Source organism: Aliiroseovarius sp. PrR006 (genome assembly GCF_010500215.1).
Taxonomy (GTDB): Bacteria; Pseudomonadota; Alphaproteobacteria; order Rhodobacterales; family Rhodobacteraceae; genus Aliiroseovarius.
This window is the reverse complement of sequence record NZ_JAAGOY010000004.1, coordinates 484872-511230: the sequence shown is the minus strand read 5'-3', so window position 1 is coordinate 511230 and position 26359 is coordinate 484872. Positions and strand designations below refer to the sequence as shown.

22 protein-coding genes are annotated in these 26359 nt (G+C 59.0%); 9 read left to right on the top strand and 13 right to left on the bottom strand.

The window, feature by feature from the left end; genetic code table 11:
- Positions 1-73: 73 nt before the first annotated feature.
- Genes G0Q00_RS02570 through G0Q00_RS02560 form a run of 3 tightly spaced genes read right to left on the bottom strand, consistent with a single transcriptional unit; the run spans position 74 to position 3558 of the window.
- A complete protein-coding gene (locus G0Q00_RS02570) occupies positions 74-1285 on the bottom strand; it encodes a multidrug effflux MFS transporter (RefSeq protein ID WP_163036095.1) in 1212 nt (403 codons plus the stop codon).
- 5 nt (positions 1286-1290) lie between these two features.
- Complete coding sequence (locus G0Q00_RS02565; protein ID WP_163036093.1) at positions 1291-1959, bottom strand: DsbA family oxidoreductase; 669 nt, start codon at positions 1957-1959, stop codon at positions 1291-1293.
- A 54-nt stretch (positions 1960-2013) separates the two neighbouring features.
- Positions 2014-3558, bottom strand: a complete 1545-nt coding sequence (locus tag G0Q00_RS02560; RefSeq protein ID WP_163036091.1) for a class I adenylate-forming enzyme family protein — start codon at positions 3556-3558, stop codon at positions 2014-2016.
- Between the two features lie 78 nt (positions 3559-3636).
- Here G0Q00_RS02560 and G0Q00_RS02555 point away from each other — a divergent pair, with 78 nt between their 5' ends.
- On the top strand, positions 3637-4263 hold the full coding sequence (locus G0Q00_RS02555) for a helix-turn-helix domain-containing protein (protein WP_163036089.1): 627 nt from the start codon (positions 3637-3639) through the stop codon (positions 4261-4263).
- A gap of 4 nt (positions 4264-4267) precedes the next feature.
- Here the strand turns inward: G0Q00_RS02555 and arsB are convergent, their stop codons facing one another.
- Both arsB and G0Q00_RS02545 read right to left on the bottom strand, forming a co-directional pair.
- Positions 4268-5287, bottom strand: coding sequence for an ACR3 family arsenite efflux transporter (gene arsB / locus G0Q00_RS02550; protein ID WP_163036087.1), 1020 nt, complete (start codon positions 5285-5287; stop codon positions 4268-4270).
- Positions 5288-5353: 66 nt separating this feature from the next.
- Positions 5354-7162, bottom strand: a complete 1809-nt coding sequence (locus G0Q00_RS02545) for an extracellular solute-binding protein (RefSeq protein WP_370458522.1) — start codon at positions 7160-7162, stop codon at positions 5354-5356.
- 377 nt (positions 7163-7539) lie between these two features.
- Here G0Q00_RS02545 and G0Q00_RS02540 point away from each other — a divergent pair, with 377 nt between their 5' ends.
- A complete protein-coding gene (locus tag G0Q00_RS02540; protein ID WP_163038253.1) occupies positions 7540-8313 on the top strand; it encodes a 3-hydroxybutyrate dehydrogenase in 774 nt (257 codons plus the stop codon).
- A 32-nt stretch (positions 8314-8345) separates the two neighbouring features.
- Here the strand turns inward: G0Q00_RS02540 and G0Q00_RS02535 are convergent, their stop codons facing one another.
- Together G0Q00_RS02535 and G0Q00_RS02530 are read right to left on the bottom strand one after the other, a co-directional pair.
- Entirely contained in the window at positions 8346-8975 is a 630-nt protein-coding gene (locus tag G0Q00_RS02535; protein ID WP_163036083.1) for a LysE/ArgO family amino acid transporter, read from the bottom strand.
- The gene (locus G0Q00_RS02530; protein WP_163036081.1) at positions 8972-9718 is read right to left on the bottom strand and encodes a DUF502 domain-containing protein; all 747 of its coding nucleotides are present in this window, start codon (positions 9716-9718) and stop codon (positions 8972-8974) included. The genes G0Q00_RS02535 and G0Q00_RS02530 overlap by 4 nt, the downstream gene beginning before the upstream one ends.
- A gap of 214 nt (positions 9719-9932) precedes the next feature.
- Between G0Q00_RS02530 and ligA the strand changes: the two genes are divergently transcribed.
- The 3 genes from ligA to G0Q00_RS15945 all read left to right on the top strand — a co-directional run bounded on the left by ligA (position 9933) and on the right by G0Q00_RS15945 (position 14408).
- On the top strand, positions 9933-12062 hold the full coding sequence (ligA, locus tag G0Q00_RS02525; protein WP_163036079.1) for an NAD-dependent DNA ligase LigA: 2130 nt from the start codon (positions 9933-9935) through the stop codon (positions 12060-12062).
- Positions 12062-14152 (top strand): ATP-dependent DNA helicase RecG, encoded by a 2091-nt coding sequence (recG, locus tag G0Q00_RS02520; protein WP_163036077.1) that lies wholly within the window; start codon positions 12062-12064, stop codon positions 14150-14152. The genes ligA and recG overlap by 1 nt, the downstream gene beginning before the upstream one ends.
- A gap of 133 nt (positions 14153-14285) precedes the next feature.
- Positions 14286-14408, top strand: coding sequence for a hypothetical protein (locus G0Q00_RS15945; RefSeq protein WP_255464714.1), 123 nt, complete (start codon positions 14286-14288; stop codon positions 14406-14408).
- 201 nt (positions 14409-14609) lie between these two features.
- Here G0Q00_RS15945 and G0Q00_RS02515 read toward each other — a convergent pair whose 3' ends face one another.
- On the bottom strand, positions 14610-15053 hold the full coding sequence (locus tag G0Q00_RS02515) for an iron-sulfur cluster assembly scaffold protein (protein ID WP_163036075.1): 444 nt from the start codon (positions 15051-15053) through the stop codon (positions 14610-14612).
- A gap of 70 nt (positions 15054-15123) precedes the next feature.
- Here G0Q00_RS02515 and hisI point away from each other — a divergent pair, with 70 nt between their 5' ends.
- Positions 15124-15483: a phosphoribosyl-AMP cyclohydrolase gene (hisI, locus tag G0Q00_RS02510; protein ID WP_163036073.1), complete on the top strand. Its 360-nt coding sequence runs from the start codon at positions 15124-15126 to the stop codon at positions 15481-15483.
- Between the two features lie 63 nt (positions 15484-15546).
- On the opposite strand, the gene gluQRS is transcribed toward hisI, so the two are convergent.
- From gluQRS to gyrA, 5 genes are all read right to left on the bottom strand, one after another.
- Entirely contained in the window at positions 15547-16410 is an 864-nt protein-coding gene (gene gluQRS / locus G0Q00_RS02505; RefSeq protein WP_163036071.1) for a tRNA glutamyl-Q(34) synthetase GluQRS, read from the bottom strand.
- Between the two features lie 13 nt (positions 16411-16423).
- Positions 16424-17770, bottom strand: a complete 1347-nt coding sequence (trmFO, locus tag G0Q00_RS02500) for a methylenetetrahydrofolate--tRNA-(uracil(54)-C(5))-methyltransferase (FADH(2)-oxidizing) TrmFO (RefSeq protein WP_163036069.1) — start codon at positions 17768-17770, stop codon at positions 16424-16426.
- Between the two features lie 369 nt (positions 17771-18139).
- Entirely contained in the window at positions 18140-18541 is a 402-nt protein-coding gene (locus G0Q00_RS02495; RefSeq protein ID WP_163036067.1) for a VOC family protein, read from the bottom strand.
- Positions 18542-18642: 101 nt separating this feature from the next.
- Positions 18643-19524, bottom strand: a complete 882-nt coding sequence (locus G0Q00_RS02490; protein ID WP_163036065.1) for a hypothetical protein — start codon at positions 19522-19524, stop codon at positions 18643-18645.
- Between the two features lie 178 nt (positions 19525-19702).
- On the bottom strand, positions 19703-22429 hold the full coding sequence (gyrA, locus tag G0Q00_RS02485) for a DNA gyrase subunit A (RefSeq protein ID WP_370458521.1): 2727 nt from the start codon (positions 22427-22429) through the stop codon (positions 19703-19705).
- A gap of 196 nt (positions 22430-22625) precedes the next feature.
- On the opposite strand from gyrA, the gene ctaA reads away from it, so the two are divergent.
- The 3 genes from ctaA to G0Q00_RS02470 all read left to right on the top strand — a co-directional run bounded on the left by ctaA (position 22626) and on the right by G0Q00_RS02470 (position 26155).
- Complete coding sequence (gene ctaA / locus G0Q00_RS02480; protein ID WP_163036063.1) at positions 22626-23774, top strand: heme A synthase; 1149 nt, start codon at positions 22626-22628, stop codon at positions 23772-23774.
- A 3-nt stretch (positions 23775-23777) separates the two neighbouring features.
- Positions 23778-25256, top strand: coding sequence for a carboxypeptidase M32 (locus tag G0Q00_RS02475; protein WP_163036061.1), 1479 nt, complete (start codon positions 23778-23780; stop codon positions 25254-25256).
- A gap of 287 nt (positions 25257-25543) precedes the next feature.
- Positions 25544-26155, top strand: coding sequence for a transglutaminase-like cysteine peptidase (locus G0Q00_RS02470; RefSeq protein ID WP_163036059.1), 612 nt, complete (start codon positions 25544-25546; stop codon positions 26153-26155).
- The last annotated feature ends 204 nt before the right edge of the window (positions 26156-26359 follow it).

Below are 26359 nucleotides of genomic sequence, written 5' to 3'. Positions count from 1 at the left end.
ACGAGAAAGCCGCCTAGCCAAATGGCTTGGGCGGCTTTTTTTGTATGAGGTGCAACCTCTGCCATGGGCGGGACTAGTGGTCGTTTTTACGGTCGAATTGCATCAGCAACAGCGCCAGGCCGGAGCAGATCGTAACGCCGGTCATCAGGGGCAGGGGCGTGCCGTTGAAGGCTAACCCAATGGGCGCTGCGATTGCCATCGCGGCCACGGTCGGAAGCGCGCCGATGATTGCGCTGGCAGTCCCGGCGACATGTCCAAGGGGCTGGATGGCCAGGGCGTTCAGGTTGCCAAAGCTCAGCCCGTTCAGGAAGAAAAGGGTGGTGGCCCAGAGGCAGAAGATGACCAGCGCGCCATGCCCTTGCGGCTCGTACACGCACCAGAAGGTCAGGGTCAGACCTGCCAGAACTGTCTGCGTTGCAAACCCTGCCTGCGCCAAGCGACGCATCCCGATCCGCATCACCAGCCGCGCGTTTAGAAGCCCAGACGCAGCCGAAAACACCGTGATACAAGCGAAATAGACTGGCCACTTCGTGCCGGCGCCTAATACGTCGACAAATATCTGTTGGGCGGAACTGATGAAGGCGATCAATTGGGCAAAGGCAAAGGTAATCACGCCCATATACAACAGTGTGACTCGGCTTTTCAGAACAATCGCAAAGGCTTCCAGTGTCGGACGGGGGGACAGCGGGCGACGGCGTTCCGGGGTCAGCGTTTCGGGCTGACGTAGAAGAAACCATGTCAGAATGGCGATTGCCAGCAAGATATAGGTGGTAAACATATGCCGCCAGCCAAAGCCCAGAACCACCCATTGTCCGATCAACGGCGCAACGGCCGGGACGAGGACGAAGAAGGTGAACGCCATCGAGTTGACCCGCGCCATCTGGCGTCCTTCGTAAAGGTCGCGGGTCATCGCCATGCCACAGGTTCGTGGTCCTGCGGCGCCCAGACCTTGGATGAAGCGCCAGAACAGAAGGGCCTCGAGCGATTGCGCCCAGAGGGCCGCGAAGGCCGCCAGCATGTAAAGCAGCATGCCCAGCGCCAGCGAACAGCGCCGTCCGATTGCGTCTGACAGGGGGCCGAAGATCAGCTGCCCGGCACCCGCTCCGATCACAAAGGAGCTGATCAGAAGCTGTGCACGGTTGACGTCATCAGGAACCAGTAAAGACGCGATTTCAGGCAAAGCTGGCAGGATCGAGTCAATCGAGAACGCCACCATCGAAAACAGGGCTGCCATCAGCAGTACGTATTCCCGCAAGCGCAATGGCTCGACTGGTGGGTTCGCCATCAGCCTCACTGAAGAGGGGTTCCACTTTGAACGTCAGCGGCGTCTAGCTGTTCCATGATGTCATCAATGACCTGCTGCCACAGCTTGATCGGTTGCGCTCCGGGCACAACGTGTTGGTTCGCGATCACGAAGGTCGGGACCGAGTTCACCCCTTTTTGGCGTGCGTCCATGTCGCGGGCCAGAAGGTCGCTTGCGTCCGCGGACGAGGCCAGCAGACGGGCGACCATCTCGCCGTCCATTCCGGCGCTGGCGGCGATGTCGCATAGGACCTCATTGTCGCCGAGATCACGCCCTTCGACGAAATAGGCGCGGAACAGCCGGTCGACCACAGCGTTTTGTTTCCCCTCAAGCCCCGCCCAATGGATCACGCGATGGGCGTTCATCGTGTTTGGTGTGCGCTTGATGGCTTCCAGATTGATCTCGACACCCGATGCGGCAGCTTCTTCGATGACCGGCATATAGGCTTTCACGGCCTTTTGCTGACCGCCAAATTTGTTTTCCAGATAGGTGCGTCGATCCATGCCTTCGGGCGGCATTTCCGGGTTCAGTTGGAAAGGATGCCACTGCACCTGAAACGGGTGATCAGGGCGGGATTCCAATGCAAAATCTAGTCTCGCTTTTCCGATGTAGCACCAGGGGCAGATCGGATCAGAGAAAATGTCCAGACGGATCATATGATACTCCTATAGCGGTTAGCTCTATCTGGGATTGATAGGTTTGGGAAGAGGTCAGGTGATTTCTTTGCCGTGCGCGTCAACCAACAGGCGTAAGGCTGCCCGTGAAAGCTTATTATTCGTGGATCGTGGCAGGCAGTCGATGGGCTGAAACAGCCGCGGGCATTTATAGTGGGCCAGAAGGGCGTGGGCATGTTGGGACAGCTCATCATCGGATACGGGGGCATCAGAAGGGATATAGAAGCAGCCGATTACAGATGCATCCGCCTTCACGGAAACTTCAACGCAGGCGGCCTCGCTGATGCCGGGATGCTGGGCCATGACGGCCTCGACCTCGATCGGGGACACGCGATAGCCACCTGCGTTCATGATGTCGTCGGAGCGGCCCTCGTAGGTAAACGCACCTGTTTCGGACATCGAGGCACTGTCGCCGGTCAGAAACCAGTCACCCTGAAACTTCGCGGCGGTGGCGTCGGGCGCGTTCAGATATTCCAGCATCAAGCCGGGGTCGCTGCGGTGAATGGCAAGCGTGCCTGCGGCGCCCAACGGCACGGGCGCGCCGTCTGCGTCCAGTACCGCCAGATGCCGACCAGCCTGACCAAAGCCCAGCGCGCCGTTCGGTGAGGGTCTTGAGGGGGATCCCGATATGAAGGTCGAGCATTCGGACATGCCGAACGCCTCGTGAATGGGGGTGCTGGTCTGATCTACCCATCGGGCGCGGGTGAAGTCGGGCAGCTTCTCGCCCGCAGACAGCCCATGGCGCAGGTTGGGCAACGGGGGCAGGTCATGTTTCAGCATCTGGCGATAGACGCCGGGGGCTGCGGCAAAGATGCTGACGCTTTCGCTGTGCAGCAAGGCAGACAGGTCATCGGGCGTGCTGCCCGCCGCCGGGATTAGCGCGGTCGCACCGACGGACCACGGGTCCATCAGCCCGGTGCCCAGTGTATAGGTCCAGTTGAAGGCGCCGGCATGCATCATGCGGTCGTCTTCGGTGATCCCATACCAGCCGTCCCACATCATCTGCCGCGCCCAAATCGCGCGGTGGGCATGCAGCACGGCGCGCGCTTGGCCAGAGGTGCCAGAGGTGAAGATGATATAGGCGGGCCGCTCGGGGTTGCCTTGGTGAAAGGCGGCCGGGGGCAGATCGGTGAACCCGTGCAGGGTCTCGGTGTCAATCACATTGCAGGGCGCCGGGTCGGGCAGGGCGATGCCGGGATCCGCGATGATCAAGGACGGTACCACCAAATCGGCCATGCGGGTAATTTCGGCGCAGGTCAGCTGAGACGAACTGGGGATCGGCACAAGACCGGCTGCGATGGCCCCCAAGAAGCCCAGCGGGAAGTCCACCGTGTTGCCCAGACGCAGTAGCACGCGGTCTCCGGGCTGTAGCCCTTGGTCCAGAAGCCCGGTCGCGACACCCCGCACCGCGCGCTCTAGTTGGGCATAGGTCCATGTCGCGTTTGGCGCAGCGTCTGCCGACACAATTTCTAGCGCCGACTTGTCGCCCAGACGTTCTGCATGTTGCAGCACGTACTCTGCCATGTTGAAGGGCGAAGGGGCGGGGGCAAGCGGCGAGGAAGGCATCAATTCCGAGATCATCATTCTGATGTGCCAAGGGATGGCGCCGGATGCAAGCCGTGTGGTTGCATCAGCGCAGATTGTCTGTATGCAAGGGGCATGACGAAAGCAGACCAACCCAGCCTAATCCAACTTGCCCGTGAAACCGGGGAAGACCTGCCAGATCCCAGCCCGCTGAATCTGGGCGAGCGTGTACGCGAGCTGCGTAAGTCACGCGGTTGGACGTTGGAGCAGGCGGCGGGGCAGGCGGGTCTTGCGCGCTCGACCCTGTCCAAGATCGAAAACGGTCAGATGTCGCCCACCTATGAAGCACTGAAGAAGCTGGCCGTCGGGCTTGAGATTTCGGTGCCGCAGCTGTTCACCGCGCCGAAGTCTGCGCAGGTGTCGGGTCGGATGGCCGTGACCAAGTCAGGCGAGGGCGCATCGCACCCGACCACGACCTATGAACACGAGATGCTGGCGGGCGCCCTGACCAAGAAATCCATGCTACCCTACCGCGCCCGTGTCCGTGCCCGCTCGTTCGATGAGTTCGACGGCTGGGTCCGCCATGATGGCGAAGAATTCCTCTATGTCCTGACGGGCGCCGTGCGTCTGATCACCGAATTCTACGAGCCGGTCGAGATGCGTCGCGGTGACAGCGCTTACTACGATGCCTCGATGGGGCATAACGTGATCTCGGTCAGCGAAGAGGATGCGTTGATCCTGTGGGTGACTTCGCTGACCTAAGTTTTCAGGTGTTTGGGAACCAGTGGCGCGTGCGGTTGGCGATTGCCACCAGCGACAGCATCACAGGCACCTCGACCAACACACCGACCACGGTGGCCAATGCCGCGCCCGAGTTCAGGCCAAAGAGCGAAATCGCCACAGCCACTGCCAGCTCAAAGAAGTTCGACGTGCCGATCATGCAGGCGGGCGCTGCGATGTTGTGCGGCAGCATCATCGCTTTCGCCGCGCCATAGGCGATGGCGAAGATCCCATAGGTTTGGATCAGAAGCGGCACAGCGATCAGGACGATGGCCAGCGGCTTGGCCAAGATGGTCTGCGCTTGAAAGCCAAACAGCAACACGACGGTGGCAAGCAGGCCAACTACAGACCATGGTTTCAGACGAGCCAGAAAGCCATCCAGCGCGGCCTCCCCGCGTTTCACCAGCCGCGCACGCGTCACGATGCCCGCAGTCAGCGGTAGGACCACGTAAAGGATGACGGATAGCAACAGCGTCTCCCACGGGACGGTCACGTCCGAGATGCCCAGCAGGAAGGCCGCGATAGGGGCGAAGGCGAAAATCATGATCACGTCATTCACGCTGACCTGCACCAGCGTATAGGCCGGATCGCCCTTGGTCAGCTGGCTCCAGACAAAAACCATCGCTGTGCACGGCGCCACGCCCAGAAGGATCATGCCGGCGATGTATTCATTGGCGGTTTCAGGCTCGACCAGACCGGCAAAGATCACGCGGAAGAACAACCAGCCAAGTGCTGCCATGGTGAAGGGCTTGATCAGCCAATTGATTACCAGCGTCAGCACCAGCCCCTTGGGGCGGCGGCCAATATCCTTGATCGAGGCGAAATCGACCTGCACCATCATCGGATAGATCATCACCCAGATCAGCACGGCGACCACAAGGTTCACCTTGGATATCTCAAGCGCTGCGATGGTTTGGAACAGACCGGGCATCAGGTTGCCCAAAAGAACGCCCGCGGTGATGCACAAGGCGACCCAGACGGACAGAAAGCGTTCGAAAATACCCATGAGACCTCCGGGCGGCAGATGATCGCGTTGCGCGATGCCTAGCCGCCGCCCGAAGTCAGTTCAAGCTTATTCCTCGTACCACCAAATCTCGGGTTGGAAGCCCAGATAGTCGCCATACATCGGGATGCGCGCAGGGAAGTGCAGCTCTTTCGCATGGGCAACGTGCGACAGTTCGCTATAGCCCAGCGGAATGACGAAGCGGCTGGCGGTCAGAACGCGGTCCAAGGCCTTCACGGCGGCGCGGAAGCCGTCCTGATCTTCGGCAGTCAGCATGGCGTCGATCAGCGCGTCGATGGCCGGGTTCTTCACACCCATCCAGTTGCGCGAGCCTTCGGTGTCCGCACTGTCGCCACCCCAATAAAGCTTCTGTTCGTTGCCCGGAGACAGCGACAGACCGCGCCAGTAATAGGCCATGTCGAAGTCAAACGCGGTGGTGCGTTCCTTGTACTGGGCGCTATCGACCGAGGTGATCGTCGGCGTGATCCCCAGACGCGACAGCGCGGCAGAGAAGATCTCGATCTCTTGCCGGTTCTCATCAGCTCCGGACTTCAGAAGAATCTCGAAGGTGAAGGGCTCGCCTGCGGCATTCTTCATCACGCCATTCTGCACGGTCCAGCCTGCTTCTTCCATCAAGCCCATCGCGGTGCGGATGCCTTTACGATTGCGCTCCGAGCCGTCGGACACGGGCAGGCTGTAGCCTTCGATCGCTCCGGGAGGGATGTCGCCCGCCAGCCCGTCCAGCAGCGCACGCACTTTACCCTGCGCTTCGTCCCCGGAAGCCATGCCCAAAACCGAGTTGTGGAAATAGGACTGGATACGACGTTTGGTGTTGCCGTGGATCGTCTGGTTGATGAATTCGAAGTTGAACGCATGGATCATTGCATCGCGGACCCGAATGTCCTGAAACGCCGGTCGGCGGGTGTTCATCACATAACCCTTGATGCCGGTCGGGCGCTGATGCGGGATGTCGGACAGAACGATGTCGCCTGACTGCACGGCGGGAAAGTCGAATTGCGTGGCCCATTTATGCGCATTGGTTTCGCGGTGGGTGTTGGACTCGCCCGCTTTGAAGGCCTCGAAGGTCACACCTCCGTCGCCGTAGTAATCAAAACGGATTTCATCCAGATTGGCTTGCCCCTTCATGAACGGCACGTCCTTGCCCCAGTAATCGGGGTTCCGCTTCAGTGTCAGGTAGCGGCCGGGTTCGAAGTCGCCAATCACGTAAGGGCCCGAGGTGATGGGCAGCACGTCCACGCCGGAGGCATCAAAATCTGCGGCCTCCCACTGGGCCTTCTGCAAAATCGGGCGCATGCCCAAGATCAGGGGTAACTCGCGGTCTTCGGTGTTGAAGGTGAATTTGATCGAGCGCGGGCCGGTTTGCTCCATCGTGTCGATCTTGTTCCACGCGCCGTGATAGCGCGGGTGCCCCTTGGTGCCGAGCGTCTCATACGACCACATTACGTCTTCCACGGTGACGGGGGTGCCGTCCGAAAACGTAGCCTCTTCGCGCAGTGTGAATTCCACCCAAGTCCGGTCGTCGTTGGTCTCGACCGTCTCGGCCAGAAGGCCATAAAGGGTGAAGGGTTCGTCATAGCTGCGGCCCATCAGGCTTTCGGCCAGCATGAAACGCAGCTGCCAAGGCGTGCTACCCTTACGGATATAGGGGTGCAGGCTATCAAAGCTTCCGGCCTCAGCGAAAACGATGCGGCCCCCTTTGGGGGCGTCGGGGTTCACGTGGGGCAGGGCGGTGAAGTCAGCGGGCAGGGCGGGGTCACCATACATTGCGATCCCGTGCTGTGGTTCGGCCTGTGCGGCCAGCACCGTCGACAGCGTCACAACACCCGTTGCGATCATCCCGCGAAGCTTCTGGGTCATATTAGTTCTCATTGCGAAACAATCCTTCACGTCCCTGATTTATCTGGGGAAACACTAGAGGTGGAAATCCGCCTTTTCAAACTTTTAGCTTGGATAAAGGCGTCTAACCGCTTATAAAGAATTCACTGCTCGATAGGTTTCTTGCCTGTATGAAACCTGCCTCAATAACTTTGCGCCCGCCTTGTGCGGGCGTTTTTTTTATGGCGAATCCGGGTTGGGATGATCGCGCAAAGCGCGTCGCAGCTTTAGTGAAGAATCGGGTGATTCCACAAAGTCTCGTGACGTTGTGAAAGCACTGGTGCCTTGGATTCCTTGCGTTATGCTGCACCGCAACAGAATTATGCTTGTGGATAAGGAGCCCAAATATGGCCATCACCATGTCACTGGAAGGTAAAACAGCCGTCATCACCGGATCGAACTCGGGCATCGGGCTTGGGGTGGCTAGGGAATTGGCCCGCGCGGGTGCGGATGTCGTTCTGAACTCGTTCACCGATTCGGCAGAAGATCACGCCATTGCGGCTGAGGTTGCGAAAGAATTTGGCGTGTCCGCGCGCTATGTGCAAGCAGACATGTCCAAGGCCGAGGATTGCCGTGCCCTGGTCGAGAAGGCTGGCCGTTGTGACATCCTCGTGAACAACGCGGGCATTCAGCACGTTGCCCCGGTCGAGGACTTCCCGATCGACAAGTGGAACGCGATCATCGCCATCAACCTCAGTTCGGCCTTCCATACCACCGCTGTCGCGGTGCCGCAGATGCGCGCCAATGGCTGGGGCCGCGTAATCAATATCGCGTCGGCACATGGGCTGACCGCGTCACCCTATAAATCCGCTTATATCGCCGCGAAACACGGCGTTGTCGGGCTGACCAAAACTGTGGCGCTGGAAACGGCCGAGGATCCGATCACCGCCAATGCGATTTGTCCCGGTTATGTGCTGACCCCGCTGGTCGAAAGCCAGATCCCGGATCAGATGAAAACCCACGGCATGGACCGCGACCAAGTTGTGCGCGAAGTGATGCTGGCGCGCCAGCCGTCTAAGGATTTCGCCACTGTTGAACAGATGGGCGGCACGGCGACCTTCCTGTGTTCGGATGCTGCCGCACAGATCACCGGCACGACGATCTCGGTCGATGGTGGCTGGACGGCGCTGTAATTCGCGGGACCGGTCAAGATACGGGACGTTTCTTAGTGAAGCGTTCCGTTTGTGACACCCAGCAATAATTTGGCTGCGATCGCCCACATCACCGCACCGATGATCACGTCAAGACCCCGCCACGAGGCGGGTTTTTGCATGACTGGGGCCAAGAAACGGGCACCATAGCCAAGCGAGAAGAAGAAGACGAAGCTGGAAATCACGGCCCCCGTGCCAAAGGTAATGCGTGTTGGCCAGTCGGGATAAGAGGTCGAAATCGCACCGATCAGGCCTAGCGTGTCCAGATAGACATGCGGGTTGGCCCAAGTGAAGGCTGCCGCGATGGCCAGCGTGGGCCACAGCCCGCGTGATTTTCCGGCGATCTCCATCGCGTAGTTGCCTTTCCACGCCGCCATGAAGCGCATCAGTCCATAGATGATCAGGAAAGCAGCCCCGGTCAGCGCCATGACGGTGGGTAGGGACGGCATGGCCTCGACCAAGGCGCCGAACCCCGCCACGCCCGCAGCGATCAGGAATGCGTCAGAGGCAGCACAGAACAGGCACAACCAGAAGACATGCTGCTTCATCAGCCCTTGCCGCAGAACAAAAGCGTTCTGTGCGCCGATCGCAAGGATCAGTGAGAACCCCGTGGCAAATCCGGTCAGGGCAGGGGCGATGCTCATTCGGCCTCAGCCACCTCAACGGATTGGCTGGGGTCCTTGGAGTTCGGATAGACCAGCCCGGCCGAGATCACCAGCTTGGCCGCATCCTCGACCGTCATGTCCAGTTCAATCACCGAATGACGTGGCACGAACAGCAGAAAGCCCGAAGTTGGGTTCGGTGTGGTCGGCAGAAAGACCGAGATAATGTCTTCGTCCACCGGAATTCGGTTGTCTACTTCGCCCTTGGCCTTGGTCGAGATGAAGGCTATCGCCCAAATCCCCTTGCGCGGATATTCCACCAGACAGGCCTTGTCGAACTTGGTATCGGTCGACTGGCTGAACACTGTCTCGGCGATCTGCTTCAACCCGTTATAGAGCGAACGCACGACCGGCATGCGGTCTACCAGCCCTTCGCCCCAAGACAGGAACGACCGGCCAATCAGGCCCTTGGTGATCCAGCCCACCAGAACGGTGAATATCAGAAACACCACCACGCCAAGCCCGCGCACATTGACGCGCACGTCTTCGCCAAAAAGCATCTTGAACCATGCGCTGTCGCCAAACAGCCAGTCAATCAGTGCGTCCGGTTGATAAGCGGTCGGCACGAAGGGCAGAACCCAGCTGTCGATCCAACCTACGAAGGTCCAGATCATCCAAATGGTGATGGCGATGGGAACCACAACCACAAGACCCGCAAGGAAGTTGTTGCGCAGACCGGTAAAAGGGCGCCACTTGCGCCTGTGATGGTCGTCCAAGTCGTTCATGAAGGTGGCTTCCCGTATCGTGCTCGCGCAAAACTTATGTGCTTGGGGTGAAATCGGCAATAGCCCTAACGTCAATTAGCCTTGTTAGTTGTCCTGTGAAGCCGGGATTTTCAGAGGCTTAGGCCACCCGGCTGGCGGGTTGGGGCTGGACGTGCTGTAACGGATGCGCCTATCACTTTCCTAAGTGACCCATTTAGAAAGTAGCCGACCCCCGATGATCGCGCCTAGCCAAATCGCAGTAACACACCTGACTGAAGCTCAGGCCAAGAACGAACTTGCCCGCTTAGCCGAGCTTCTGGCCGCTGCCAATCTGGCCTATCACGGCAAGGACACGCCCGAGATTTCGGATGCGGACTATGACGCCGCCAAACGCCGAAATGCCGAGATCGAGGCGCGCTTTCCGCAGTTGAAGCACGCCGACAGCGCCTCGGATCAGGTGGGGGCCGCGCCCTCGGACGGCTTTGGCAAGATCGCGCATGAAGTGCGGATGCTGTCGCTGGGAAATGCCTTCAGTGACGAGGATGTTGAAGAGTTCGAGGGGCGCATCCGCTCGTTTCTTGGGCTTGCCGATGATGCCCCGCTGGCCCTGACGGCCGAGCCGAAGATTGACGGGCTGTCGCTGTCGATCCGTTACGAGAACGGAAAGCTGGTCCATGCGGTGACCCGTGGGGATGGCTCTGTTGGCGAGAATGTCACCGAAAATGCGCTGACAATCAAAGACATACCGCATGTTCTTGAAGGTGCCCCCGAGGTGTTAGAGGTGCGGGGCGAAGTCTATATGACCCACGAGGATTTCGCCGACTTGAACGCACGCTACACCGCACGCGGCGGCAAGAGCTTTGCCAACCCGCGCAACGCGGCGGCAGGGTCATTGCGCCAACTGGACGCCTCGATCACGGCGGATCGTCCGCTGCATTTCTTCGCCTACGCCTGGGGGGCGTTGTCTGCACCGCTGGCCGAGACCCAAATGGGCGCGGTCGAACGACTGGCATCGCTCGGCTTTCAGACCAACCCGCTGACCCAGAAATTTACCGATCTTCAAGACCTTCTGGCCCACTATCGCAGCATCGAAGCGCAGCGCGCCACGCTGGGCTATGACATTGACGGAGTGGTCTACAAGGTGGACGATCTGGCGCTTCAGGCGCGGCTTGGCTTCCGCTCGACCACGCCACGCTGGGCGATTGCGCACAAGTTCCCGGCGGAAAAGGCGTGGACGCGGCTGGAAGCTATCGACATTCAGGTCGGGCGCACCGGGGCGCTGTCGCCCGTGGCGCGCCTGACGCCTGTGACTGTTGGGGGCGTGGTTGTGTCCAACGCCACGCTGCATAACGAAGACTACATCGCTGGACGCGACAATACCGGGGCCGAGATCCGGGGCGGCAAGGACATCCGTGTCGGCGACTGGGTTGAGGTCTATCGCGCCGGTGACGTGATCCCCAAGATCTCGGATGTGGATCTGTCGAAGCGGTCTGAGAATGCGCGGGTCTTTGAATTCCCTGATGTCTGCCCGGAATGTGGGTCGGATGCGATCCGTGACGAAGGCGACGCGGTGCGCCGGTGCACAGGCGGCATCATCTGCCCCGCGCAGGCCGTTGAAAAACTGAAGCATTTCGTCTCGCGCGGGGCGTTTGACATTGACGGTCTGGGCGCCAAACAGGTCGAGATGTTCTATCACGACGAGGTCCTGCCGATCCGCGAACCTGCCGATATTTTCACCTTGAGACCCCGCGATGCGGGCCAATTGGCGCGGCTGAAGAACCGTGATGGCTGGGGGGAGAAAAGCGCCGAGAAATTGTTTCAAGCAATTGAAGATCGTCGTGTAATGCCCTTGAATAAAGTAATTTTTGCGCTTGGCATTCGTCATGTCGGCGAAAGCGCGGGCAACCTTTTGGCGCGCCATTATGGCACGTGGGACGCGTTCGAGACCGCCGTGACCGCCGCCAAGCCCGACACGCCAGAATGGGACGATCTGGTGTCCATCGACGGCGTCGGCGCGGTGATGGCCGGGTCGCTGGTCGCGGCTTTTGCGCAGGAGCGCGAGCGTGCCTCGATTGATCGTCTGGTGGCAGAGCTGAACGTGCAACCTGTCGAAGCGCCGGAAACAGACGGCAGCCCCGTTGCAGGCAAGGTCGTTGTCTTCACGGGCACGTTGGAAAAGATGACCCGTGCCGAGGCCAAGGCCCGTGCGGAATCGCTGGGCGCGAAGGTGTCGGGATCAGTCTCTGGTAAAACGGACCTTCTGGTGGCCGGACCAGGCGCGGGATCGAAGGCCAAGAAGGCTGCCGATCTTGGGGTCGAGACCATCGACGAAGACGGCTGGCTTGAGCTGATCGGAGACGCCTGATGTCCACCCGGCCCGAAATCCTGTTCCCTCTGTTCGCCAAGCTGGAAACGCTGGGTGGGATCGGGCCGAAGACCGCTAAGTCTATGGAAACGCTTGGGATAACCCTTCCGCGTGACCTGCTGTTCTGGTTGCCCCATGCGGGGATCGACCGCAAATTCCGCGCGTCGGTCACCGAAGTACAGCCGGGTGATATGGCGACTGTCGAGGTCGAGGTCGGCCCGCTTCGTCCCGGACGGTCGCGCAACGCGCCCTATAGGGTCGAGGTCTCGGACCCTCTGACCACGTTTGAACTGGTGTTTTTTCATGCCAATACGCGCTGGCTGGAACAGCAGCTTCCAGTGGGCGCGAAACGTGTGATCTCGGGCAAGGTGGAACATTTCGACGGGCGTGCGCAGATCGTGCATCCTGATTTCATTCTGCCTCCGGGTGACGCTGGGCAGATCCCTGATTTTGAACCTGTTTATCGTCTGACAGCGGGCGTGACCGGCAAGACGGTGATCAAGGGCGTGGGCGATATTCTGACCCGCCTGCCGATGTTGCAGGAATGGGTTGATCCGGCGCTGAAAGAGCGTGAGCACTGGCCCGACTGGCACGAAGCATTACGTGCAGCCCACACACCTGACGGTCCGGATGACCTGTCGCCGCAATCGCCAGCGCGGCGGCGGTTGGCCTATGACGAGTTCTTTGCGCATCAACTGACGCTCGCATTGGCGCGTGCGACGGTGCGCCGTGGCAAGGGGCGGGTCAGTATCGGCACCGGCACTATGCGCGACAAGGTGCTGTCCGCCCTTCCATATACCCCCACCGGCGCGCAATCCCGCGCGGTCGAGGAGATCGCCGCCGACATGGCCGCAGGCACCCGCATGAACCGCTTGCTGCAAGGTGATGTGGGTGCGGGCAAGACTTTGGTCGCGCTGCTGTCGTTGCTCATTGCGGTCGAGGCGGGCGGGCAGGGCGTGATGATGGCCCCCACGGAAATTCTGGCCCGTCAGCATCTGGAAGGGCTGCGCCCCTTGGCCGAGGAAGCTGGCGTCGTGGTCGAGATCCTGACCGGGCGCGACAAGGGTGCCGAACGTCGGCGCAAACTTGAGGCGCTCAAGGCTGGTGACATTCACATTCTGGTCGGTACGCACGCGGTGTTCCAGAAAGAAGTGGAATTTCAAGATCTTCGTCTTGCCGTCGTGGACGAACAGCACCGCTTTGGTGTGGCGCAGCGGATGGAGTTGGGGGCGAAAGGCGCGGCCTCGGATGTGTTGGTGATGACCGCCACACCTATCCCGCGCAGTTTGGCCCTAGCGCAATATGGCGACATGGATGTCTCGGTGCTGGACGAAAAACCACCGGGGCGCAAACCGATCAAGACAGTGCTGATCAACACCGGACGGCTGGATGAGGTCGTGGAACGGCTTCGCGGGGCCATCGCGGAAGGGGCTCAATGCTATTGGGTCTGCCCCTTGGTCGAGGAAAGCGAGGTCATGGACATGACCGCGGCCGAGGAACGGTTCAAGCACCTACGCGCCGAACTGGGCGAAGGCGTTGTGGGCATGGTGCATGGTCAGATGCCTATCGGTGAAAAAGACGCTGCAATGGCGGAGTTCGTGGCAGGAAAGACCAAACTTCTGGTCGCCACCACGGTGATCGAGGTGGGGGTGGACGTTCCCAATGCCTCGATCATGGTGATCGAACGGGCCGAGCATTTCGGTTTGGCGCAGCTGCACCAATTGCGCGGACGCGTGGGGCGCGGGCAAGCGGCGTCGACCTGCTTGTTGATGTATCAGGCGCCTTTGACAGAGGGCGGTGAAAAGCGACTGTCGGTGATGCGTGATACCGAAGACGGCTTCGTGATTTCTGAGGCTGATCTGGAAATGCGCGGGGCGGGGGATGTTCTGGGCACCGCGCAATCCGGCCTGCCGCGGTTCTGGGTCGCGGATTTGGAACATCAGGCCGGGTTGATGGCTGTGGCGCAAAAAGACGCGCGCCTGTTGCTACAGCAGGACCCGGATCTAAGCACGCCGCGGGGGCACGCCGCGCGTGTTCTTCTTTGGCTCATGCGACAGGATGAAGCGATCCGTTTGATTTCAGTGGGTTAGCACCTTTGTTCTCAAAAGTTCACAAATGTTCTTAAAAAGTTCTTTACAGAACGGCTCTCAATATGCGAACAAAATAGCAACACGGACGCAGTGACACACGCTGCCCACACAGACAGAGAGCAGGAGTAACCCCATGTTGAACGATGTCAAAATCGCATTGTCCCGGTCCTCGACCACGATTGTCTCGGACACGCTCGGGGCGATTTCCTTGCTTGTATTGCTTCTGGGTGCACTGCATCTGCCCGGGATGATCTGATCCCATACAGTTTCTGCCTGCGGATGGTCTGATCCAGCATCATGTCCCAACGAAGCCTTCTGTCCCGAAGCCTTCACGATGCCTTCGACGGAGTACCGCCCGTCACCTGCCTGTCGGAATGTTTGCCTCTTCCCGACGCTATTTGGATGACCCAAACCGCACCACTTCCGCCGCCTCCCTGCCAGGAGCGCGGCGGTTTTTTTATGCGTTGGCTTTTGCGTCGTCGAACGCTTCGATGGCCGCGTTAAAGGCCAACAGGATCGACGCGTGGCGGTTTTTGAATTCCCGCGCGGGCTGAAGCACCTCGTAGCCGTCGAAGGGGGCCGCCGGGACGGGGCCTTGGTCTTTCAGCATTGTGGTCAGCTCGGTACGGCCACGATCCAATGCTGGACGATCCAAGCCGATGATGACCTTACCAAGGATCGACGCGGACGCCTGACCCAGCGCGCAGGCTTTGACGTTTTGCGAGAAACTTGAAATCTGTTCGCCCTCAAGGGTCAGGGCAGCGGTCACTGTCGATCCACAGAGCGGCGAGCGCACTTTGGCCTCGCCCTGAGGCGCATCCAGTGGGGCTTGGTGCGGGATGGACGCCGCCAAGGACAGGATCTGCTTGGAATAAAGCTTGATCAGGTCAGTATCGCTCATGTCCGGGCCTTTCGTCGGGCGTTCATCCGCTCTACATAGAAGCGCAGTACCGGAAAGAAAAGGACGGGCCATGAAGTTTGATGCCAGCCAGCTGAAGTTTGATGACAAGGGCCTGATCCCGGCCATCGCACAGGATGACGAGACCGGAGAGGTCCTGATGATGGCGTGGATGAACCGCGAGGCGGTGGAGAAAACGCTTGAGACACGCCGGGTCACTTATTGGTCGCGCTCGCGTCAATCGTTCTGGATCAAGGGCGAAACGTCGGGCCATGTGCAGGAACTGGTGGATTTCCGGTTTGATTGTGACAAAGATTGCTTGTTGGTGCGCATCCGTCAAACCGGTGCTGCCTGCCACACCAATCGGCGCTCGTGTTTCTATACGGCGGTGCGCGATGGGGAAGAAGTCGAGTTGATGGCGCCGATGGCGTGAGCCACGCCGGGGGTTTTGCACCCCCGAACCCCCGCAGGATATTTCTGGCAAGAAAAGAGGGGCTTACAGCCCAACCATGTGGCGGATGTCGCCCGGTGTTTTGCCTTCGGCGCGATAGGTCGCGATGGCGCGCGCGTCGTCCCGTTTGGCAAGGCGTTTGCCGTTCTCATCGCGGATCAAGCGGTGGTGGTGATAGGTGGGCGTAGTTAGGCCCAAGAGGCTCTGCAGCAGAATGTGGATGTGTGTTGCGGGCTGGATGTCTTTGCCGCGCACCACATGGGTAATGCCTTGGGATGCATCGTCCAATACGACGGACAGATGGTAGGAGCCAAGGAAATCGCGGCGCGAGAGGACGATGTCTCCGACGTCTTTCACCATGTCTTGGGCGGGGATGCAGAGGGTTTTATCTATTCCCGACGATTGCTCGGTGTAGCAGAATTCGGATTGGTCGACTGCGTCGAGCGCCTTTCGTATGTCCAAGCGTAGGGCTTGGTGCTCGGGAAAGGCCGCGCGGCTGTCGGTCTTTGTGCGGCAGGTGCCCGGATAGATCAGCCCATCGGGGCCATAGGCGGGCTCCGTGCCTTCTTGCGGTGCGCTGGCGGCAGCGGCAATATCGCGTCGAGTGCAGGTGCAGGGGTAGAGTAAGCCACGGTCCCACAGGGTGTGAAGCGCTTGCTTGTATTCTAACAATCGATCTGACTGGCGCACGGGCGTGTCGTCCCATGTGATGCCAAGCCATGTCAGATCGTCATAGATTTGTTCTTCCCAACTGGTGCGAGAACGGGTGCTGTCGATATCCTCGATCCGGAGCAGGAATTTTCCACCGACAGCGCGCGCCATGTCATGCGCCAGAAGCGCGGAATAGGCGTGACCAAGATGCAGGGGGCCGGTCGGGCTGGGCGCAAATCTGGTTATGAAATCAGCCATTTGCGCGCAGCCTTTACGAGAAGTTCGACAGCCAATCAGACCATTCTGCCTTGGCGCGGTCTGTGTATGCTTTGTAGCGATCCTTGCGCCCGCGACGTCCGCCTTTCAGCCCGTCGACCGGGCGGAACAGGCCGAAATTCACGTTCATCGGTTGGAAAGTTTTCGCCTCGGCCCCGCCGGTGATGTGGTGGATCAGCGCGCCCATGGCGGTGTCTTGCGGTACGGTGGGAAGGTCGAGGCCCAGGATCTCAGCCGCGGCCAGACGACCGGCCAGCAGACCCATTGCGGCACTTTCCACATAGCCTTCAACGCCTGTCACCTGACCAGCAAAACGCAAGTTCGGGCGGGATGTCAGGCGCATCTGGTCGTCCAGAAGCGTGGGCGAGTTCATGAACGTGTTGCGGTGGATACCGCCCAAACGCGCGAAAGAAGCGTCTTCAAGGCCCGGGATCGTTTTGAACACCTCGGCCTGTGCGCCGTATTTCATCTTGGTCTGGAAACCCACGATGTTGAACAGCGTGCCAAGCGCGTTGTCACGGCGTAGCTGTACCACCGCATAGGGTTTGTTCTCGGGGTCATGCGCATTGGTCAGGCCGACGGGTTTCATCGGGCCAAAACGGAGCGTCTCGCGGCCACGTTCGGCCATCACCTCGATCGGCAAGCAGCCGTCGAAGTAGGTGGCGGTTTCGCCTTCGTGGAACTCGGTTTTGTCGGCGGCCAGAAGAGCGTCGATGAAAGCTTCGTACTGGTCCTTGGTCATTGGGCAGTTCAGATAGGCTTTGCGCTCTTCCTCGGTCTCGCCCTTGTCATAGCGGGACTGCGCCCAAGCCACGTCCATATTAATCGTGTCGGCATAGACGATGGGGGCGATGGCGTCGAAGAAGGCCAGACGTTCGGCGCCGGTTTCGCGGGCAATCGCTTCGCCGAGTGCGGGCGAGGTCAGAGGGCCTGTTGCGAAAATCCAAGTACCATCTGTGGGAAGGTCCGAAACTTCGCCATATTCCACGCGGATGTTGTCGCGGGCGCGCAGCTTTTCGGTGACGGCAGCGCTGAAAGCATCGCGGTCCACAGCGAGAGCACCGCCAGCGGGCAGACGATGCTGATCAGCGGTGGTCATGATCAATCCGTCCGCTTGGCGCATCTCCCAATGCAAAAGGCCCACCGCGTTTTGTTCGTCATCATCCGAGCGGAAGGAATTCGAGCACACCATTTCAGCGAAATCGCCGGTTTGGTGGGCGAATGTCTCAACCTGTGGGCGCATCTCATGCAGAACCACGTCCACACCCATGTGCGAGGCCTGCCAGGCCGCTTCCGATCCGGCCATTCCGCCGCCGACGATATGCAAAGTCTTGTCTGTCATGCCCCGCAGATAGGGTATCATCCGGAAAAAGAAAAGCCCGCCATGGGGAATGGCAGGCTTTTCCGGGTGAGGGAAAATTCACCCGCGCCCCGGAAATCGGGGACGTCCTTCCTGATCTTTGGGGTGGGGTGGACCAGAAAGGAATTTCTTCAGAGCTGAACAGGCATTTCCATATTGCAATAAGGCAACTGGTCAGCCGTGCTCTGATCGAATGTAGAGTTGTTCTTTGATCCTAGTGAGCGCGTTAGGGTTGAAGTCAATATATGGGCAATTGAGGCGAAAATATGAAACTTCGTGGCGAAACTGAGCTTAAAGCACAATTTAAGGCAGATTTAGGGCGCAAAACTACAGCTAAAGGCCGCGCGGAAATCAGGGATTGCTTGGCTGCATCAGGTCCCATGGGTTTCCGTGGAGATCCTCGAACACCGCAACTTTTCCATAGGGCTCAAGGCGAGGGTATTCTCGGAAGGTCACTCCGAATTTCTGCATCCGCGTGTACATTCCGTCAAAGTCATCGGTAAACAGAAAATGCCCAACGCGACCGCCTGCTTGGCGACCGATGCTGTCCGCCTGATTTCCAACAGCTTTAGCAATCAGGAAGGCGGTTTCAGCCGAAGGATGAGGGGCCATGCGAACCCAGCGCTTGCCACCGCCCATATTGGTATCTTCCAGCAACACAAAACCCAACGCAGACTGAAACCACGCGATGGCTGCGTCATAGTCGTCGGTCAGAAAGCTGATCAAGGCGAGGCGATTTTTGAAATGGGTCATGGGAATTCCTGCTGTCCGACTATGAAGAAAGACAGCAGGAGCGTTAGTATGCAAGCCCCGATCATCGGGGCAGAGGACGGGCTTTTCGGAAGCCGTCCGGTTTAGAAGAGCAGCGGCATGCCGTCATACAGGTCGAACGGGTCGAAGCTACGCTCGGTGGTGCGCAGACGACGCTTGCCGGTCTCGAAGGTCAGCGACAGGCTGACCTGATTTATGGCGTCCGGGCCGAAATCAAGGCGCCCGATGCCAACATCGAACCAGGTGTCCTGTGCGACCATATAACCAGCGCCCAGTTCATACTGCGTGATATCTCCCGGGCCGAAATCAAACCAGTTCACACCAGCGAGAATACGCATGTTCGGACGGATGTTGTATTTGCCCGACAGGCTGACACTGTCGAAGCCTTCAATGTGCATATAGTCCAAAGATGCTTCATAGCGGTCGGTTTCACGCTCAAACCCAAGCAGATAGACATTTTCATCAACCTCAAAGCTGCGTGCGACCGACGCATAGGCCATGTATTCGCCATTGCTATACTCGGCGAAGCCCTGCACGAAATCGGTGTCGTTTCCGAAAAAGCTGAATCGCGAGGCCGACAGGCCGAACGTGTAGTCGTTCAAGCGGTACTCGCCACCCACCAGATACGTTTCAAAAACGTCGGACGGACCCTCGGAAAAGCCAGTTCTGCTATAGCTGCCAAGCACCGTGAAGTTCTGCGTAAAAGCGTAGCCCGCAGTGATCGCACCGTGGGTCAAAGTGAGGCTGTTGCCATCCACACTCAAGCGGGTGATGTCCAGATCTACCCCGTAGGTTAGTTTGCCGTTGGTGCCTTCGTAACCGACGGCACCGCTCGTCTCGCTGATCGAGAAGTCTTCAATGCTCCAGCGGTCATAGCTTAGCGCACCGGACATATAGTTCGTTTCAGCCAGAAGCGGCGCGGCGCTCAACATTAATGCGGGCAGGGCGATGGTAATGTTTTTCATAATAATCTCCGAATTACTCGCGTCCCAATTGATACGATTCGAGTGGCTATACAATAGGCGGTGAATTGGTCCGCACTCAGGGTGCAAAAGATGTGGCAGACTGGACACATTCGCATGTGAAAAAAGCCCGCCAGATCAGAGGGATCGGCGGGCTTTTCGAAAGAGCAGAAGGGGTAAGTTAGCCTTCGTCGCTATTCACTTCGTCTTCGTCCGAGTTTTCGACAATCCGTGCGACCGACACGACTTCTTCGCCTTTGCCAGTGTTGAAGACCTTGACGCCACCAGCACCGCGCGAGCGGAAGCTGATACCGTCCACGGGGCAGCGGATCGACTGACCTTTTGAGGTCGCCAGCATGATCTGGTCTTCGATCTCGATCGGGAAGCAGGCAACGATGTCGCCGCCTTTCATGGCGGCTACACCCTGGCCACCACGTCCGCTGACACGATAGTCATGGCTCGAGGTCAGGTTGCCGATACCGCCTTTGTTGATCGTGACCAGCAGGTCATTGGCGGCCAGCATGCCTTGATAGCGATCTTCGGCCAGATCGCCCGAGACCTCTTCGCCCGTGTCCTCATCGGAATCACTGCCAAATTCGCCACGGAAGCGCTTGATAAAGGCCCCACGTTCGTCCGGGGTGGCGTCGAAGTGGCGAATGACCGAGGCCGAAACGACTTCGTCCCCGGCATTCACAAGCTTGATGCCGCGTACACCTGTCGACGAGCGCGAGTTGAAAACGCGCACGTCCGTGACCGGGAAGCGGATAGCCCGCCCGCCGGACGTCACCAGCATCACGTCGTCGTTTTCGTCGCAGATGCGGGCGTTGATCAGGCGGGTGCCTTCATCGTCGCCTTCGAATTTCATCGCGATCTTGCCGTTGCGCATCACATTGGTGAAATCCGATAGGCGGTTGCGACGGACCGAACCTTTCGATGTGGCAAAGACAATCTGCAGATCGTCCCATTCTTTTTCGTCCCGATCCACGGGCAGAATGGCGGCGATCGACACACCGGTCGGGATCGGCAGGATGTTCACCAGCGGCTTGCCCTTGGCGGTACGGCCGCCCTGAGGCAGTCGCCAGGTTTTCAGCTTATACGCCATGCCGTCATCGGTGAAGAACAGTAGCTGCGTGTGGGTGTTGGCCACGAAGAGGGTGGTGATGACATCCTCGTCCTTGGTCTGCATGCCCGACAGACCCTTGCCGCCACGTTTCTGCGCGCGGAAGTCTGCCAGCGGCGTCCGCTTGGCCCAGCCCGAGGCGGTGATGGTGACAACCATATCCTCGCGCTCGATCAGGTCCTCGTCGTCCATGTCGCCCGACCAGTCCACAATCTGGGTGCGGCGGGGCACGGCGTAGGCGTCTTTCACCTCGTTTAGCTCGTCCGAGATGATCGACATGATTCGTTCTCGCGAACGCAAAATATCCAAGTAATCCCGGATCTTTGCAGCCAGTTCTTGAAGTTCGTCCGTAACTTCTTTCACGCCCATCGCGGTCAGACGTTGCAGACGCAGTTCCAGAATGGCACGAGCTTGCGTCTCAGAGAGGTTATAGGTGCCGTCCTCGTTCATCTTATGGGTCGGATCGTCGATCAGCTGGATATATTCCGCGATGTCATGGGCCGGCCAACGGCGTTCCATCAACTTAGCGCGCGCGTCTGCGGGGTCTGCCGATGATCGGATCGTCGCGACGACTTCGTCTACGTTGGAAACCGCAACTGCCAAACCACACAGGACATGGCTGCGTTCGCGCGCTTTGCGCAGGTCATAGGCCGTGCGTCGTGTCACAACCTCCTCTCGGAAGGTGATGAAATAGCTCAGGAAATCGCGCAAGGTAAGTTGTTCAGGGCGACCACCGTTCAGCGCAAGCATGTTGCACCCAAACGAGGTCTGCATCTGCGTATGACGGAACAATTGGTTCAGGACAACTTCGGGCGTCGCGTCGCGCTTCAGCTCGACGACAACACGAACCCCAATCCGGTCGCTTTCATCCTGCACAGACGAAATGCCCTCAAGCTTTTTGTCGCGTACACCCTCGGCGATGCGCTCGACCAGCGTGGCTTTGTTTACCTGATAGGGGATCTCATCCAACACGATCGCATAGCGGTCTTTACGAATTTCTTCGATCCGCGTCTTGGCACGCATGATGACGCTGCCACGGCCTTCCAGATAGGCTTTTTGCGCACCGGAACGGCCCAGCATGATCCCGCCCGTCGGGAAATCGGGGCCGGGGATGTAGTCCATCAACCCTTCCGAGGTCAGGTCCGGGTTTTCGATCAGCGCCAAGGTGCCGTCGATCACTTCGCCCAGATTGTGGGGCGGAATGTTCGTGGCCATACCCACCGCAATACCACCCGCGCCATTAACCAGCATGTTGGGGAAACGGGCGGGTAGGACGGTCGGCTCAAGGTCTTTGCCGTCATAGTTGTCTTGAAAGTTAACCGTGTCTTTTTCAATGTCGGCCAGCAGCGAAGAGGCGGGCTTGTCCATCCGGACTTCGGTATAACGCATGGCCGCCGGGTTGTCCCCGTCCATCGAGCCAAAGTTACCCTGACCATCCAGAAGCGGCAGCGACATGGAAAACGGCTGCGCCATACGCACAAGCGCGTCATAGATGGCCGAGTCACCGTGTGGGTGATACTTACCCATCGTGTCGCCAACCGGTCGGGCCGACTTGCGATAGGGCTTGTCGTGACCATTGTTGGTTTCATACATCGCATACAGAATGCGGCGGTGCACTGGCTTCAGACCGTCGCGCAGATCCGGGATGGCGCGGCTCACGATTACGCTCATCGCATAGTCGAGATACGAGCTTTTCATTTCCTCTTCGATGGAAATCTGGGGGCCGTCATAGACGGGGCGCTCGGGGCTATCGTCCATGTTTTCCGGGGTATCAGGGGTATCTGTCACGTTGTCCGCCGTTTTTGTGCGTTTCACACTATATATAGGTCACGCCACCTTAGCAGAACGCCCGATCTGGGGGCAACCAAAAGGGGGCGTTTCAGGTGATCTGCGGGCGATTTTTTGCGTCAATTCCCGGGTTTTGGCCCCTTGGCATTCCGGGCGGCTGAGGCCATTATCGCGCAAACCCGAAACGGAGATCCAGATGTCCAAGCCCCGCAGCATTTTCGAGGAAGTCAGCGACACCAAAGAAGAGGTGCGCGACACCCCCAAGACCGGCGCGATCGAGCGTGGGTCGGGCGGTGGCGGCGCGCGTGGGGCAGTCCGACTGTGGCTGATGCTTCTGTTTGCTTTGGTGGCCATCATGGTCGTCGTGGGCGGTTTGACGCGCCTGACCGATTCTGGTCTGTCGATCACCGAATGGGCACCCTTTACCGGGGCGATGCCGCCGATGGATCAGGCCGCGTGGGAGGACGAGTTCGCCAAGTATCAGGAAATTCCTGAATTCAAACTGCAGAACAGCCACATGGATCTTGAAGCGTTCAAATCGATCTATTGGTGGGAGTGGGGTCACCGTCAGTTGGGTCGCTTCATTGGTTTGGTTTGGGCGATTGGCTTTTTTGGCTTTCTGGCAGCCCGTAAGATCCCCAACGGTTGGACAGGGCGGTTGTTGCTTCTGGGCGCGCTTGGCGGGCTGCAGGGGGCTATTGGCTGGTGGATGGTGTCATCGGGTCTGACGGGGGACCGCGTCGACGTGGCCTCGTACCGTTTGGCGGTGCATCTAGGATTGGCCTTCGTGATCTTGGGCTTCATTGCATGGTATATGCTGCTTCTGGGCCGGAAAGAGGCCAGCCTGATGGCGGCGCGCCGTCTGCGCGAGCGCAAGCTTTTTGGCATGGGCACGGGGCTGTTGCATCTGGCGTTCCTGCAAATCCTGCTGGGTGCTTTGGTGGCGGGCATCGACGCGGGTCGGTCCTTCGTCGATTGGCCGTGGATGGGCGATCAGTTCTTCCCACCCGAGGCCTTCGATATCACGCCCATCTGGCGCAACTTCTTTGAAAATGCCGGTCTTGTTCAGTTCATGCACCGCATGGTGGGCTATGTGCTTGTAATCTTTGCGATTGTCGTCTGGCGCGTCTCGCGCAAGTCGGGCAACCAGATGGTGCGTACGGGCTTTACCTTGGCCTGTTCGATGGTCGGAGCGCAGGCGGTGCTGGGCATTGTAACTGTCCTTCAGGCCTCGCCTTTACATGTGGCCATCACCCACCAGATCGGCGCGATGCTGGTGTGGGTATTGGTCCTGAACGCCCGGTTCCTTGCGGGCTATCCCACCGAACAAAGCATTCGGAGCTGATACATGAGCGCATTTGACCATCTGATGGAATTTGCCCGCGACACCCAAGCCTTGGGCGAAGTCGCGGGCCGTTTGGGCTGGGACCAGGAAACGGTGATGCCTGACGGGGCAGGGCCGCAGCGGGCCGAGGAAATGGCGGCGATGGAGAAGATCCTCCATGCCCGCCGCAATGACCCGCGTGTGGGAGAGTGGCTCGAAGCTGTCGACGAAAGCGCTCTGGACGACGCTGGACGTGCTCAGATCCGTGAGATCCGCCGGGCACGCGACCGCGCCGCGAAAGTACCTGTGGCGCTTGCGGCAGAACTGGCCCGTGTGACCTCGGCCGCGCAGGGCAAATGGGCCGAAGCACGGGCGGCGGATGATTTCGCCGCTTTCAAGCCGGTTCTGGAAGAAGTGGTGAATCTGCGTCGCGAGGAAGCCAGCGCGCTGGCAGATGGCGGTGATCTTTATGATGCGCTGCTGGATGACTACGAGCCCGGCATCACAGGGGGCGATATCCAAACTTTGTTCGACGCGATGCGTCCGCGTCTGGTGACCTTGCGCGACAAAGCACTTGGGGCGCCCAACCAGCCTGAAGTTCTTGTGGGGAACTGGGCTGAGAAGAAGCAGTTGAAGCTGTCAACCAAGCTTGCAAAGAGCTTTGGCTATGATCTGAAGCATGGGCGGATCGACAAGGCGGTGCATCCGTTCAGCTCGGGCTCGGGCCTGGATGTGCGCATCACCACGCGGACCTCGGAAGAAGATCCGTTCAATTGCTTCTATTCGACGATCCACGAGGTCGGGCACGCCTGCTACGAGCAGAATATCGACAACGCTTACTTGCTGACGCCGATTGGGCGTGGGGCGTCGATGGGTGTGCATGAAAGCCAATCGCGCATCTATGAAAACCAATTGGGCCGCTCGCGCGCGTTCACGGGTTGGCTGTTTGACCAGATGGAGAAACGGTTTGGCAAAACACCGGCAACCGATGCGGATGCGTTTTATGGCATGGTGAACCGGCTTCAAAAGGGCTTCATCCGCACCGAAGCGGACGAGGTGCAGTACAACCTACACATCATGCTGCGCTTCGACTTGGAACGTCGCCTGATTGGCGGTCAACTGGACGTCGCGGATCTGGAAACCGCGTGGAACGAACGGTTCGCGGCTGATTTCGGATACGAGGTCGACAAGGCGTCGAACGGCGTGTTGCAGGATGTGCATTGGTCCGTCGGGTTGTTTGGCTATTTCCCGACCTACGCGCTTGGCAACATCTATGCGGGCTGTCTTTATGACGCGCTGCGCAGTGATCTGCCAGATCTGGACGCGAAGTTGGGGCAGGGGGATTCGTCCGCAGCCACGGCTTGGCTGTCTGACAAGCTGCAACAGCATGGCAGTTTGCGCACGCCGCGCGCGACGATTGAGCATGCTACGGGCAAGCCTGTCTCGGTGGAGCCGCTGTTGGCGTACTTGGAAAATAAGTTCGACGGAATCTATTTCGGCTAACCTTTCACATGAAGATCAGCGGGTTGCTGGTGAAACTTCACCCAGCGATCCGTGCGCGCTGAGCTCTCCGGCTTAAAAAGGGTCGGCGGAAATACGCGCGGGCGTAGGGTGTGTGCTTTGTCACACACGTTAAAATATTGCAGTAAGTGAGCATGTAGTACTGGATTTGGTCATTGGTTCTGTTCATGGTCGAGCTTGCCTGAGGGGGGCAACTTTGGTCGCCGACGCCAAAGACACAAATTGTAAATGTTTGTGCCTTTAAGTTTGCGATCGATGGAGGTTTATGGATGACCACGCTCTCTGGTCCGGGCAGTATTCGTGCACTTGGACGTAAAATCATTGGCGCAGCTTTGTTGGCGGTGCTGGCAAGCTTTGCCGCGCCGACGGAAGGGGGCGCCATCGGACCCGATTTCCTGAAATCGCGCGGATTAGGAACGGCCCCGCCGGGTGCGCAACGCCTGTGTTCCACCTATAGCTGGGCTTGCGCGCGCGGATCGTCAAACGGCGCTGTCACGCAAGGGCAAATGAAAGTTGTGCGCGCGGTAAATACACAAATCAATCGATCGACCCGGGCAATTGAAGACAGTCAACAATATGGCGAGGCCGAGCGTTGGGCGATTCCCACCAGTCGCGGTGGTGATTGCGAAGATTACGCCTTGGCGAAGAAAAGGGCCTTAATCAGCAAGGGGATTGATCCTCAGCGCCTGCTAATCGCAACTGTTCTGGACAGACGCCGTCGTCCACATGCGGTGCTGGTTGTGCGCACGGAAAAAGGCGACATGGTTCTGGACAACGTTACAAATTCGATCCGGAATTGGCGTGACACGCGCTATTTTTTCTTGCGGATGCAGGATCCCAGTAGCCCGTCGCGATGGGTGAACGTCATCGCTGGTGGGTAAGCGGGGCTGAAGCCAGCCTCGGTTTGTGGAACAGCAATCTATTCATAAGTTACACGCGACCTAAGTGTCACTATCGCCGGATCGATCGTCGCCAACAGCATTCAGCTTCAGCAAACACCGAGCCTAAACTGAATCTCAGTGAAATAACCCGGCAGGATAACTCTTCTTGCCGGGCTAAGTTTTTCCAACGATCTTCTCTTCGCC